Annotated in this window: 10 protein-coding genes and 1 pseudogene; 5 read left to right on the top strand and 6 right to left on the bottom strand. The window is 71.2% G+C overall.

All coding sequences use genetic code 11. The features are described 5' to 3' along the window. Positions 1–280: 280 nt before the first annotated feature. From SMIR_RS03955 to SMIR_RS03935, 5 genes are all read right to left on the bottom strand, one after another. Positions 281–1,060 carry a class I SAM-dependent methyltransferase gene (locus tag SMIR_RS03955; RefSeq protein WP_212726517.1) on the bottom strand — a complete coding sequence of 260 codons (780 nt, stop codon included), beginning with the start codon at positions 1,058–1,060 and terminating at the stop codon, positions 281–283. Between the two features lie 305 nt (positions 1,061–1,365). Further along, positions 1,366–2,157 carry an ABC transporter permease gene (locus tag SMIR_RS03950; protein WP_212726516.1) on the bottom strand — a complete coding sequence of 264 codons (792 nt, stop codon included), beginning with the start codon at positions 2,155–2,157 and terminating at the stop codon, positions 1,366–1,368. Beyond that, positions 2,154–3,149, bottom strand: coding sequence for an efflux ABC transporter ATPase subunit, DrrA-related (locus SMIR_RS03945; protein ID WP_168497326.1), 996 nt, complete (start codon positions 3,147–3,149; stop codon positions 2,154–2,156). The genes SMIR_RS03950 and SMIR_RS03945 overlap by 4 nt, the downstream gene beginning before the upstream one ends. Before the next feature lie 75 nt (positions 3,150–3,224). Continuing rightward, positions 3,225–4,067: a DUF4097 family beta strand repeat-containing protein gene (locus tag SMIR_RS03940; RefSeq protein ID WP_212726515.1), complete on the bottom strand. Its 843-nt coding sequence runs from the start codon at positions 4,065–4,067 to the stop codon at positions 3,225–3,227. Between the two features lie 82 nt (positions 4,068–4,149). Beyond that, the gene (locus tag SMIR_RS03935; RefSeq protein WP_212726514.1) at positions 4,150–4,668 is read right to left on the bottom strand and encodes a toxin-antitoxin system HicB family antitoxin; all 519 of its coding nucleotides are present in this window, start codon (positions 4,666–4,668) and stop codon (positions 4,150–4,152) included. A 462-nt stretch (positions 4,669–5,130) separates the two neighbouring features. Between SMIR_RS03935 and SMIR_RS03930 the strand changes: the two genes are divergently transcribed. The 5 genes from SMIR_RS03930 to SMIR_RS03910 all read left to right on the top strand — a co-directional run bounded on the left by SMIR_RS03930 (position 5,131) and on the right by SMIR_RS03910 (position 12,201). Further along, the gene (locus SMIR_RS03930) at positions 5,131–6,951 is read left to right on the top strand and encodes a gamma-glutamyltransferase family protein (RefSeq protein WP_168497332.1); all 1,821 of its coding nucleotides are present in this window, start codon (positions 5,131–5,133) and stop codon (positions 6,949–6,951) included. A gap of 87 nt (positions 6,952–7,038) precedes the next feature. Next, entirely contained in the window at positions 7,039–7,884 is an 846-nt protein-coding gene (locus SMIR_RS03925) for an inositol monophosphatase family protein (RefSeq protein ID WP_168497334.1), read from the top strand. A 691-nt stretch (positions 7,885–8,575) separates the two neighbouring features. Next, the gene (locus SMIR_RS03920; protein WP_168497335.1) at positions 8,576–9,985 is read left to right on the top strand and encodes a phytoene desaturase family protein; all 1,410 of its coding nucleotides are present in this window, start codon (positions 8,576–8,578) and stop codon (positions 9,983–9,985) included. Positions 9,986–10,142: 157 nt separating this feature from the next. Further along, the gene (locus tag SMIR_RS03915; protein WP_168501398.1) at positions 10,143–11,615 is read left to right on the top strand and encodes a glycoside hydrolase; all 1,473 of its coding nucleotides are present in this window, start codon (positions 10,143–10,145) and stop codon (positions 11,613–11,615) included. Positions 11,616–11,691: 76 nt separating this feature from the next. Then, positions 11,692–12,201 carry an O-acetyl-ADP-ribose deacetylase gene (locus SMIR_RS03910; RefSeq protein ID WP_212726513.1) on the top strand — a complete coding sequence of 170 codons (510 nt, stop codon included), beginning with the start codon at positions 11,692–11,694 and terminating at the stop codon, positions 12,199–12,201. A gap of 224 nt (positions 12,202–12,425) precedes the next feature. Here SMIR_RS03910 and SMIR_RS43235 read toward each other — a convergent pair. Beyond that, positions 12,426–12,612, bottom strand: a pseudogene (locus SMIR_RS43235) (MBL fold metallo-hydrolase); the annotation flags it as partial. Positions 12,613–12,753 lie beyond the last annotated feature (141 nt).

Below are 12,753 nucleotides of genomic sequence, written 5' to 3'. Positions count from 1 at the left end.
TGGGGCAGCACCGGGGCCGCCCTCGGCCGCTGACGGGCAGGACGGGAGCGGCCGAAGGCGTGTCGGCGCGGGATCGTCAGGCAGGCCACCGAGGTGCCACGGCACGACAAGGCACCCGACGCAGTGGTTCACAGCGCGTACGGGCGCGTACGGGATCGAGTCGGTTACGTCGTGGGACGCAGTTGCCGCCGACCGGGCAGTCGCGGTTGCCCCGGCCTCCGCAAAGTATCCACACGGGCGGCGGTCCAAGGGGCGTCACCGAAGGTTTCCGTGTGATGCTTCACAGCCGCCGGACGCGCAGCACGCCGGTCAGCATCGGGAGGGTGAACTCGCCGCGGGCGGTCTCCGGTCCACTCGCGAGGAATGCGCGGATCCGGCCCAGCGTGGCCTCTTGTTCCTGTTCCGGCATCACCAGCACCCCCGCGCGTGTCGCGATGGTCGCGACGAGGGAGTCGGCGGTGCGGCGCTGCCCGTGCGGGAACTCGGCCTGCTCCGGCGAGCCGAACCGGGCGGCCACGTCGGTCTTTGGAAGGTGCATGTCTGCCGTCTCGGCGCGCCAGCCGGTGGGCGTGTCACGCGGGCCGATGGCCGCGCTCCCGCTGACCCGCGCGAGCCCGGCAACCCACTCGACCCGGTCGTCCATGACGTTCCACAGACCGGCCAGGATGCCGCTTGGTGCCAGGACCCTGGCGATCTCGGTTCCAGCGACGGCCATGTCGAACCAATGCATGGCGTTGCCGGCCAGCACGGCATCGACGGACGCGTCCGGCAGCGGTATCGCCTCGGCACTACCCGACAGGGCACGGACAGCCGGCAGCGAGCGGCGCAGTTCGGTCAGCATCGCCGGGTCGGGCTCGACTGCAAGGACTTCGGCACCCAGCGCGACCAGCGTGGCGGTCAGCTTGCCGGTTCCGGCGCCGAGGTCGAGCACGCGCGAGCCGGGAGCGGGCTCGAGCGCCCAGCGCACCGCGGCCTGCGCGTAGTCCGGACGGTGCTCGGCGTATGCGACCGCCGCTGCGCCGAACGACGAGGCGTGCAGTAGCCGTTCATCCTGGTCCACGCGGTTACGCTATCGGCGCTGCCGGCTGTCGGCCACCCCGCCTCACCACTTCGGCGACGGCCACCCGATCGGGTCGAACCACGGTGCCCGGCTGGGCGGTTGGTGCTCGGGTTGCTCGTCGACCTGCCCCGTAAGAACTGCTGGACGACTTCCGTGACTACGTCGCTGAGCACCTGACCGACGAGGCGGCGGTCGCCGCTACCAGCGGACACGCCCCGTGCGCCGGGCCCTGCGTGAGTACGCGTGCAACAAGCCGATGCGCGACGAGGCTCCGCGGTGGGAAGCAGCCCGCGCGCTCATCTCGCCTACTTCGGGTCGCGGTTGAACGACGCCGTCGACCAGCGGTAGCCGAGCACGGTCAGGCCGACGCACCAGGCGATCGCGATCCACCCGTTGTTGCCGATCTCGGTGCCGAGCAGCAGTCCGCGCAGGGTCTCGATGGCCGGGGTGAACGGCTGGTACTCGGCGATCGGCTGGAACCAGCCCGGCATCGCGTCGACCGGGACGAAGGTGCTGGAGATGAGCGGCAGGAAGATCAGCGGCAGCGCGTTGTTGCTGGCCGCCTCGGCGTTCGGGCTGATCAAGCCCATGCCGACCGCGATCCAGGTGAGCGCCAGGGAGAACAGCGTGAGCAGCCCGAACGCCGCCAGCCACTCCAGGGCGGTTGCGTCCGTGGACCGGAAGCCGATGGCCACGGCGACGGCGCCGACGAGGACCACGCCGGCGATGCACTGCAGCACGCTGCCGACGACGTGCCCGATGAGCACGGACCCGCGGTGGATCGCCATCGTGCGGAAGCGGGCGATGATGCCCTCGTTCATGTCCATGGAGACGGACACCGCGCTGCCGATCGTGGTGCCGCCGATGGTCATCATCAGGATGCCCGGGACGAGATACGCGATGTACGCGGAGCGGTCCGCCCCGCCGTCCCCGATGCCCGCACTCATCACGTCGCCGAAGATGTAGACGAAGAGAAGCAGCAGCACGACCGGTGTGAGCAGCAAATTCAGCGTCAGGGACGGGTAGCGCCTCGCGTGCAGCAGATTGCGGCGCAGCATCGTGGACGAGTCGCGGACGGCGAGGGAGAGGGCGCTCATCGGACAGTCTCCTTGGACTGGTTGGGCCGGCTGGGCACGTTGGTGGCGCCGGTCAGGGCGAAGAACACGTCGTCGAGGTCGGGGGTGTGCACGGTCAGCTCGTCCGCCTCGATGCCGGCCGAGTCCAGCCAGTCGAGGAGGGAGCGCAGTTCGCGCTGGCTGCCGTCGCTGGGGATCCGCAGCGCCAGTGCCTCGTCGTCGCGGGTGACCTCGCGCAGGGCGGAGGCGGCGGACTGGTATGCCGCAGGATCGGTGAAGCGGAGCCGGACGTGTCCGCCCGGGACGAGCCGCTTCAGCTCCTCGGCGCTGCCCTCGGCGGCGATCCTGCCGTCGTTGAGCACGGCGATGCGGTCGGCGAGCTCGTCGGCCTCGTCCAGGTACTGGGTGGTGAGGAAGACGGTGACGCCTCCGGAGACCAGCTCGCGGACGATTCCCCACATGTTGTGGCGGCTGCGCGGGTCGAGGCCGGTGGTCGGCTCGTCGAGGAAGATGATCCGCGGGTCGCCGACGAGGGTCATGGCGAGGTCGAGGCGGCGCTTCATGCCGCCGGAGTAGCTCTGGGCGGGCTTCTTGGCGGCGTCGACGAGGTCGAACCGCTCCAGGAGCTCGGCGGTGACCCGGCGCCCCTCGGGCTTGGACAGGTGGTGCAGGTCCGCCATGAGGAGCATGTTCTCCTCGCCGGTGATCAGGCCGTCGACGGCGGAGAACTGCCCGGTGACGCCGATCGCGGCACGGACCCCGTCCGGTGACGTGGCGACGTCGTGGCCCGCTACCTGGGCCTGGCCGCCGTCGGCGGTGATGAGCGTGGACAGGATCTTCACGGCGGTGGTCTTGCCGGCGCCGTTGGGCCCGAGCAGCGCGAACACGGACCCGGCCGGGACGCGCAGATCGATGCCGTCGAGGACGGTCTTGTCGCCGTACGACTTGCGCAGGCCGACGGTGGAGACGGCGGCCGGCGACGGCTGACCGTCACTCCGCCTGGATGTGGGCATGACAGATGAAGGCATGGAGTCCTCCCGTTCGGAGGCTGAAGTGACTGGGGAGCGGGCAAGTTCGCGGGGCGGTGCTCAGGCTTTGGCGCGGAGGATGTCGATGTTGCCCCAATTGGTCCGGGCGCGGATCTTGACGGTGTCCTCGGTCTCCGCCGGGGCCTCGGACGCGGGGAGCGCGTTGTGTACCTGCCCGCGGTTGGAGCTGACGTCGAGCCAGGCGGCCGTGCCCTCGCGAATGCCGACCTCGATGGGACCGTTGGCGGTCTCCAGCTGGACGGTGCCGCGGGCGACTTCGGCGACGCGAAGGCCGCCGTTGGTGGTGGTGGCGGTGACCGAGGCCTCGGCGCGCGCGATGTCGATGGCGCCGTTGGCGCCGCTCACCCGCAGCTCGCCGGTGACGATGCCTACAGCCGTGGTGCCGTGCGAGTTCTTCAGGACGGCGGGGCCATCGACCAGGCCGACGCGCACGTTGCCGGTGCTGCTGGTGATCTCGGCCATGCCTTCGACCCGTTCCACGCTGACCGAGCCGTGCGACGCCTTCAGTTGCAGTGGGCCGGTGGTGTCGAGGCGGACGTCGCCGGCCGAGGTCTTCACCCGGACCTCGCCGAGCCGGCCCTCGCCGAGCACACGGGACCCGGCGCCGGTCACGTCGATGTTCGAGCCCGCGGGCAGTTCGACCGTCACGTCTACGGTGCCGCCGCGCCCGAGCAGGTTGGCCTTGGGAGTAGTGACCGTCAGGACGCCGCTCGCGTAGGTGACCTCGGTCTGGTCGGCCGTACGTACGTCCAGGTCCTTCTTCGGGTCGCGTGGCCGCACCTCGACGACGGTGTCGAGGCGGTCGCCCGCGGTGAACCCGATGGAACCGGCGTACACGTAGGCGGTGACCGAAATCGGTTCGGGAGTGTCGAAAGAAGGCATGGCTGTCCCGTCCTCATGAGTCCTTGGGACGTCCCCGCTGGTGGGACGTGGTGTGAGTGAAGTGGTGCGGCCGTGGGCGCGGCTAGCGCACCCAGCCCGTGAAGCTCTGTCCGTTGGTGCGGGTCGTCTCCGTCGTACGCGGCCGCGTGCCGCCGTCGACCGCGGCCGACACGGCGCGCACCAGCCACGCGTTGACCGACAGGCCCTCGCGGCTCGCTGCCTCCTCGGCGCGGGCCTTGAGGGGGGCCGGCAGGCGCAGGTTGACGCGGGCGGTGCCGCTCTCGTCGCCGTCGGCCGGGGCCGGGGTCTTGAGCGGCTCGAGGGGCGCGGTCGGCTCCGCGGGGGCGCCGCGGTCGGCGGGCGGCAGCGTCACCACGAAGTCGGGGTCCAGTCCGCGCAGCCGTACGTCGACCGAGCCCGGGGCGAGTTCACGGGTGATCTCGTCCATCGCGGCGGAGAGCACGTTGAGCATGGTCAGCCGGGTCGCCGACTCCAGGGGAGCGGTGAGCCTCGCGGCCAGCTCGCGGGCTTCGTCGCCGCCGGCCTCGGCGGCCACCGCGAGTTCGCGGCGGAGGTTGTCGACATACGGAGTGAGGTCCATGACGCCATGGTGGCACCACTGTGGCGCCATGCGCAAGTCCGAGTGGCATCCTGCGTGAGGAGGCCTTGAGGAATGCCGCCCTGCCTGCGGAAACGTGAAGAAGGTATCCCGGGCCGTTGTGGTGCCATGCGTGCTCATGTGCTTTTGGGGGCGCGGAATGGCACCGGGTGGCGCCAGATGGTGTCAAGCGGTGCCACCGGTGCTCGCCAGGGCCGGCCTCATTCCCCCGCGCGTCAAGGGGGCGAAACCTTGGCAGTGTCAGGCGGCACCGAAGGACGGGTTCCATGTGCTGAGGCACACGTACGCATCCCTTGTACTGGAGGCGGGGAAGGAGGGCCGCGGGGCGATCGATAGCCTGCTGGGGGAGCGGCGCGAGGAGAGGTCTGACCCGAACTCCCCAGGATCGATCCCGAGCGCCGGTCGATCTGGCCGATGAGCGAAAACAGCGAGGTGAGAGGCCGTATGTTCACGACCCGCCCCACCCTCCAGGGCACCTTCGGCATGGTGTCCTCCACGCACTGGCTCGCCTCGCAGTCGGCGATGGCCGTCCTGGAGGACGGTGGCAACGCGTACGACGCCGCCGTCGCCGCGGGCTTCGTGCTGCACGTGGTCGAGCCGCACCTCAACGGACCCGCCGGCGAGGTCCCGATCATCCTCGCCCCGGCGGGCGGCGAGGTGCGTGTGCTGTGCGGGCAGGGCGTCGCGCCCGCCGGGGCGACGATCGCCCACTACAGGGGACTCGGTTTGGATCTCGTACCCGGCACCGGGCCGCTCGCGGCCGCCGTGCCCGGCGCCTTCGACGCGTGGATGCTGCTCCTGCGCGACCACGGCACGAGGTCCCTCGCCGACGTCATGAAGTACGCCATCGGATACGCGGAGGACGGACACCCGCCCGTGGAGCGGGTCGGCGAGACCGTGGAGTCGGTGCGCGCACTCTTCGAGACGGAGTGGACCTCGTCGGCCGAGGTGTATCTGCCCGGCGGGAAGGCGCCGCGTCCCGGCGAACTGTTCCGCAATCCCGCCCTCGCCGCGACCTGGCGCCGGCTGCTCGCCGAGGTCTCCGGGGAGACCGGCCGCGTGGCGCAGATCGAGGCAGCGCGCCGCGTCTGGCGCTCGGGCTTCATCGCCGAGGCCCTGGTACGGCAGGCCCGGCGGCCCACCATGGACACCAGCGGAAAGCGCCACACCGGCACCCTGGCAGCCACCGACCTGGCCTCCTGGTCCGCGAGCTACGAGGCGCCCGCGACGTACGACTGGCGCGGCTGGACCCTGTGCAAGGCGGGCCCCTGGAGTCAGGGCCCTGTCCTCCTCCAGCAGCTCGCCCTGCTCCCGCCCCGGCTGCCGCGGTACGGCTCCGCGGAGTACGTCCACCTGCTCGTCGAGGGCTGCAAGCTCGCCATGGCCGACCGGGAGGCCTGGTACGGGGACGCTACTGAGGTGCCCCTCGACGAGTTGTTGTCGCAGGAGTACAACGCCGAGCGGCGCGCCCTCATCGGCCACAAGGCCTCCAGCGAGCTGCGTCCCGGTAGCCCCGGAGGGCGCATCCCGGCGATCAGCGGCCACGCGCGCGAGGTCGCCACCGGGGAGCCGGGCTTCGACGCGCCGGCGGTGCCGGGCGCGGGCGAACCCACCGTCGCCAGGGCCGCGGGGGAGCCCGAGGTGGCCCGGGACGGCGGCACCCGGGGCGACACCTGCCACCTCGACGTCGTGGACCGCTGGGGCAACATGGTCGCCGCCACCCCCAGCGGCGGCTGGCTCCAGTCCAACCCGGTCGTCCCCGAGCTGGGCTTCCCGCTCGGCACCCGGCTCCAGATGGCCTGGCTGGACGAGGGGCTGCCCAACTCCCTCACACCCGGCCGCCGTCCCCGTACGACGCTGACACCCTCGCTGGCGCTGCGCGACGGAGTCCCGGTCATGGCGTTCGGAACCCCGGGCGGCGACCAGCAGGATCAGTGGCAGACCCACTTCTTCCTGGCCGTGGCGCTGCGCGCCGAGGTACGCGGCGGGCTCGACCTCCAGGGCGCGATCGACGCCCCGAACTGGCACAACGACAGCTTCCCGGGCTCGTTCTACCCGCGCGGCATGCGCCCCGGCAGCCTCACCGTCGAGTCCCGCACGGACGAGGCGGTCGTCGAGGAGCTGCGCCGTCGTGGCCATGACGTCCAGGTCGCCGAGGCCTGGTCCGAGGGCCGGCTGTGCGCGGTCGCCCGGGATCCGGAGACGGGTGTGCTGTCCGCGGCGGCGAATCCGCGGGGGATGCAGGGGTACGCGGTGGGGCGCTGATCAGCACGCTCCGGGAATTCACGGCGATTCCACCCGGAGTACACCGGAGGGGTGGGGATTGTCAGTGGCGCGTGTTGTCATGGAGCCATGATCGAAGACATCGAAACCATCGACGAGTTTCTCGCGCACCGCACGTCCGACGTCGAAGAAGCGGTCCGGCAGGCGGCCGCCGCCGAGATCATGCCGCGTTTCAGGCAGCTGACCGCGGACGAGATCGACGAGAAGAGCGGCCCGCACGACCTGGTCACGGACGCCGACCGCAAGGCCGAGGAGTACCTCACCGAGGCGCTCGCCAAGCTGCTGCCCGGCTCGGTCGTGGTCGGCGAGGAGGCGGTCCACGCCAATCCGGCGACGTACGAGGCGATCCAGGGACGGGCCCCGGTCTGGATCGTGGACCCGGTCGACGGCACCCGCCAGTTCGTCCACGGCGACACCGGTTTCTGCACGCTCGTCGCGCTCGCCGTGGGCGGGGTCGTCCAAGCGTCCTGGACCTTTGCCCCGGCCCGCGACCAGCTCGCCGTCGCCGTGCGCGGCCGGGGTGCCCGCCTCGACGGCGAACTCCTGCGCCCGGGGGCGCCCACGCCCGGCCGTGACCTCGAGATAGCCACCTCCCACCCCGACTACACCACCGACGAGCAGAAGCGCGCTCTCCTCGGACTGCGCACCGAGGGCGTGCGGCCGCGTCCCTGCGGTTCGGCGGGACTGGAATATCTGGCCGTCGCCCGTGGCGAGTTGGACGCGACGGCCTTCTCCTGGGAGGCGGCCTGGGACCACGCGGCGGGCCTGCTCCTCGTCGAGGAGGCGGGCGGCGCCCACCTGACCCTCACCGGCGAACCCTTCCGCATCACGGGAGGCAACACCCTCCCCTTCACGGCGGCCCGCGACGAGGCCACGGCCCGACGGGTACGGGGGTTGCTGACCGCCGGCCTCTGACCCCACCGACGCCCGCGTGAGCTTGGCCGGGGCCCAGCAGTACGAGCTTGCCGCCGCCGACGGCAACGAGAGCCCGACGGTTCTGGCGGAGGCGGAGGCCTGACGGCGCCGAGGGCCGCACGAGCGGCCCGAGGCCGACGACGGCCGGGGCCGGTGGGCGACCCACGGCCCCGAACGCGACCGCCTCCGACGCGACCGCCTCCGACGCGACCGCCCTCGACGCGGCGGCCTCCGGAATCGACGGTGCCGGACCGGACGACCCCGGGCCCAAGAATCCCAGACCCAAGCACTCCGGACCCCGGCGGCCCTCCGACCCCGGCGGGTTCTGGAGCCGGGCGGCCCTTGGACCCCGGCAGATCATGGACCCCGGCGGCCTTCCGACCTCGGCGGGTCCCGGACCCCGGCGGCCCAAGGCCCGACGGGTCCCCGGACCCCGGCGGTCCCGGACCTCGCCGATGACCCCGGCCCCCCGTCTACTGAAGGCCCCGCCCCCCGGGCGGCTCCGGGAACCCGGGGCCGGTCGGCATCGGGGATGGCCGGTGCTGTCGGGCAACGGGGCCTTGGTGAAAGCCCCCGTTCGCCGGACGACTCCCCGTCTCCCAACCCCCCGCGCCATCAAGGCTGTCAATCCCCCGGCATATCCTGATGTCCAGTGGCCGTCGGCTGACAAAGGAGTCCGAAGGTGCCGTCGATGCTCGATGCGGTCGTGGTGGGTGCGGGGCCGAACGGACTGACGGCTGCCGTGGAGCTGGCCCGCCGCGGCTTCTCCGTGGCCGTGTTCGAGGCACGGGACACCGTGGGCGGCGGCGCCCGCACCGAAGAGCTGACACTCCCGGGCTTCCGGCACGACCCCTGTTCCGCGGCCCACCCCCTCGGCATCAACTCACCCGCCTTCCGAGCGATGCCCCTGGAGCGGTACGGCTTGGAGTGGCTGCACGCGAAGCTCCCGATGGCGCACCCGTTCCCCGACGGCACCGCGGCGGTGCTCGCCCGCTCCGTGGCCGAGACGGCGGCCTCGTTCGGCCCGCGAGACGCCGGTGCGTACCGCAGACTGGTCGCCCCCTTCCTCCCCAAGTGGGACACGCTGGCCCACGACTTCATGTCCCTGCCACTGACCGCCCTGCCCCGCGACCCGGTGACGCTCGCCCGCTTCGGTCTGGCCGGGCTGCCGCCCTCGACCTGGCTCATGCGGCGCTTCCGCGACGAGCGGGCCCAGGCGCTGTTCGCCGGTCTCGTCGCACACGTCATGGCCCCGCTCGACGGCGTCGCAACCGGCGCCGTCGGCCTGGTCTTCGCGCTGGCCGCGCACGCCCGCGGCTGGCCCGTCGCGCGCGGCGGCTCCCAGTCCCTCTCCGACGCGCTCACCGCGTACCTCAAGGACCTCGGCGGCACCGTCCACACCGACTACGAGGTGAAGCGTCTCGACGACCTGCCGCCCGCCCGCGCCTACGTCTTCGACACCTCACCCGCCGCGCTGTCCCGCATCGCGGGCTTCGGGCGGTACTACGAGGACTATCGCTACGGGGCGGCCGTCTTCAAGGTCGACTACGCCCTGGACGGCCCCGTTCCCTGGACGGCCGAGGAGGCACGCACCGCCGGGACGGTGCAGGTGGGCGCGAGCCGCGCCGAGATCGCCACCGCCCTGCGCGCGGCCTCGCGCGAGGGCCGGGCGCCGGACGCCCCCTTCCTGATCACGGTGCAGCCCAGCGTCGTCGACCCCTCCCGGGCCCCCGAGGGCAAGCAGGTCTTCTGGGCGTACGGACACGTTCCGAACGGCTGGACGGGTGACCTCACGGACGCGATCGAGCGGCAGCTGGAGCGGTTCGCGCCCGGCTTCCGCGACCGCGTACTGGCCCGCGCCACCGCCGGCCCGCGCGAACTCGCCGCGCGCAACGCCAACTACGTGGGCGGCGACATCGGCTGCGGTGCCGCCTCCGGACTCCAGCTCCTGCTGCGCCCCAAGCTTTCCCTGTTCCCGTACAGCACGCCGCACCCGGCCGTCTTCATCTGCTCCTCGGCCACCCCGCCGGGCCCCGGTGTGCACGGCATGTCGGGGCACAACGCGGCGAAGGCCGTGTGGCGGCGCCTGCGCCAGTCCTGACCGGAGGCGGCCGCCCGTCCTGACCAGGGGCGGCGCAAGCCGTCACATCCGTACCTCGTTTCACAGGAAGAAAGCGCTGTCAGGCGTCTCGACAACGTCCTGCCCCGGCCCGATCATGCGATGGGGCCGTGGCATGACCGTGACAGGAGACTTCCACATGATCAAGCGCAGATCGGTGCTGGCCGCGGCGGGTGGTGCGCTGCTCGGCAGTGCGCTGGCCACGGGCACCGCTCGGGCCGACGCGACCGTCGGGGTCAACCCCGGTACGACGTACGGCAGTTGGGAGGGCTGGGGCACCTCCCTCGCCTGGTGGGCCAATGTGTTCGGCGCCCGGGACGACTTCGCCGACATCTTCTTCACCACCAAGTCCGTCGCGTACGGCGGCAAGACGCTGCCGGGCCTCGGCCTCAACATCGCCCGCTACAACCTGGGCGCGTCCAGCTGGAACACCGTGAGCGGCGCGAGCATGGTCGCCTCCGCCAACATCCCCGCGTTCAAGCAGATCGAGGGGTACTGGCAGGACTGGAACAACGAGGACCCCACCTCCTCCGCCTGGGACTGGACGGCCGACGCCAACCAGCGGGCGGCCCTGGTCAAGGCGACCCAACGCGGCGCCGTCAGCGAGCTGTTCGCCAACTCGCCGATGTGGTGGATGTGCCTCAACCACAATCCGTCCGGCGCGTCCGACGGCGGCAACAACCTCCAGTCCTGGAACTACCGTCAACACGCCTCCCACCTGGCCGCGGTGGCGCTCTACGCGAAGAACAACTGGGGCGTGAGCTTCAGCTCCGTCGACGCGTTCAACGAGCCCTCCTCCAGCTGGTGGACGGCGACGGGCACCCAGGAGGGCTGCCACATGGACGCCACCGTGCAGGCGGCCGTCCTCCCGTATCTGCGCAGCGAGCTCGACAAGCGTGGTCTGACCGGCACCCTGGTCTCCGCGTCCGACGAGACGAACTACGACCTGGCCCGCACGACGTGGAACTCCTTCAGCTCGACCACGAAAGCCCAGGTCAACCGGGTCAATGTGCACGGGTACCAGGGCTCGGGCGGTCGCCGTGACCTCCTCTACACCGACGTCGTCACCACGGCGGGCAAGCGGCTGTGGAACTCCGAGACGGGCGACTCCGACGCCACCGGCCTCACCCTGGCGAGCAACCTCTGCCTGGACTTCCGCTGGCTGCACCCGACCGCCTGGGTCTACTGGCAGGTGATGGACCCCAGCACCGGCTGGGCCATGATCGCCTACGACCAGAGCACCCTCCAGCCGACGACCGTCCAGACCAAGTACTACGTGATGGCCCAGTTCAGCCGGCACATCCGCCCCGGCATGACCATCATCGACACCGGTGTCGGATACGCGGCAGCGGCCTACGACGCGAGCGCGAAGCGCCTGGTCATCGTGGCCGTCAACTCCGGCGCCGCGCAGAACCTCACCTTCGACCTGTCCAAGTTCAGCCAGGTCACCGGGGGCAGCGGCGGACTCGTACGACGCTGGAACACCGTCACCTCCGGCGGCGGCGACCTCTACACCGCCCACTCGGACACCTATCTGAGCGGCAAGACGCTGACGGCGGCCTTCTCCGCCGCGTCCGTGCAGACCTTCGAGATCGATGGAGTGGTCGTCTGACAATCGGTTGTCGCGTGGCGGCCGGAGCGCGATGCGGCGAGGATCGAAGACCGCATACGAGGAAGCCGAGGCCGTCATGACCGCCATCACCCTGGTCCAGGGAGACATCACCCATCGGAGCGCCGACGCGATCGTCAACGCGGCGAACTCGTCGCTGCTCGGCGGGGGAGGCGTGGACGGGGCCATCCACCGACGTGGCGGCCCCGCCATTCTCGCCGACTGTCGCAAGCTCCGCGCCTCGCACTACGGCAAGGGCCTGCCCACGGGCCGGGCGGTCGCCACCACCGCGGGCGAGCTGGACGCACGGTGGGTGATCCACACGGCCGGCCCGGTCTTCAGTCGTGAGGAGGACCGTTCGGAACTTCTCGCTTCCTGCTACCGGGAGTCGCTGAAGGTGGCCGACGAACTCGGCGCCCGCACGGTCGCCTTCCCGGCCGTCTCCGCCGGTATCTACGGGTGGCCGATGGGCGACGCGGCCCGGATCGCGGTGGAGACGGTACGGGCCACGCAGACGGCCGTCGAGGAGGTCACGTTCGTCCTCTTCGACGAGCCGGCGTACGAGGCGTTCGCCGCGCAGGTCCGCTGACGGAACCACGGTTCGGGTTTCCCGTTGTTGCCTGAGTCCCCAAAGCAGTAATGCCCGGTGTGCGGGCGTCTCCTTGGAGGCGCTCGCACACCGGGCATTGAGCATCAGCCGCAGGCCGCCGTGCCGGTCGCCAGGTGCTTTGTCTGTGAAGGTCCAGCTTCGTCGATGTGTTTCCGATGACCTCGCACGTGGAGTGCGTGGCGATTTTGGGGCCTGCTCATCGGGCCGCCGGTAACGTAGTCGTTGTGGACGTGCGTCTCGACCACGTGGGATATCCGCACCCCGCGCCGCCGCCGCGATCACCTGATCGATGTCACGTGGCGGATCGTCCGCTACCGCTGTCCGCTCACCGCCGGCCAGATAGCTGCGGTTGCCGAGGCCGGCGATCTCAAGGGTGTCGACGAAGAACACGCGACACTCCCTTCCAGTGAAGAATTACCCCCAGGGGTATTAGTTGACAGTAGCCAATACCCAGGGGGGTATTTCATGGGACATGGAAAGCCCTGTGAAACAGCACACGGATGTCTGGCCCGCGGCTGGACACCCGAGCGC

It is taken from the genome of Streptomyces mirabilis (assembly GCF_018310535.1).
Taxonomy (GTDB): domain Bacteria; phylum Actinomycetota; class Actinomycetes; order Streptomycetales; family Streptomycetaceae; genus Streptomyces.
This window is presented reverse-complemented; position numbering and strand designations above follow the sequence as displayed.

What these genes read in the sequence shown, in the direction of transcription:
- SMIR_RS03950 (WP_212726516.1), bottom strand. Translation starts at nt 2,157, where the DNA reads ATGAGCGCCCTCTCCCTCGCCGTCCGCGACTCGTCCACGATGCTGCGC.
- SMIR_RS03945 (WP_168497326.1), bottom strand. Translation starts at nt 3,149, where the DNA reads ATGCCCACATCCAGGCGGAGTGACGGTCAGCCGTCGCCGGCCGCCGTC.
- SMIR_RS03940 (WP_212726515.1), bottom strand. Translation starts at nt 4,067, where the DNA reads ATGCCTTCTTTCGACACTCCCGAACCGATTTCGGTCACCGCCTACGTG.
- SMIR_RS03935 (WP_212726514.1), bottom strand. Translation starts at nt 4,668, where the DNA reads ATGGACCTCACTCCGTATGTCGACAACCTCCGCCGCGAACTCGCGGTG.
- SMIR_RS03930 (WP_168497332.1), top strand. Translation starts at nt 5,131, where the DNA reads ATGTTCACGACCCGCCCCACCCTCCAGGGCACCTTCGGCATGGTGTCC.
- SMIR_RS03925 (WP_168497334.1), top strand. Translation starts at nt 7,039, where the DNA reads ATGATCGAAGACATCGAAACCATCGACGAGTTTCTCGCGCACCGCACG.
- SMIR_RS03920 (WP_168497335.1), top strand. Translation starts at nt 8,576, where the DNA reads ATGCTCGATGCGGTCGTGGTGGGTGCGGGGCCGAACGGACTGACGGCT.
- SMIR_RS03915 (WP_168501398.1), top strand. Translation starts at nt 10,143, where the DNA reads ATGATCAAGCGCAGATCGGTGCTGGCCGCGGCGGGTGGTGCGCTGCTC.
- SMIR_RS03910 (WP_212726513.1), top strand. Translation starts at nt 11,692, where the DNA reads ATGACCGCCATCACCCTGGTCCAGGGAGACATCACCCATCGGAGCGCC.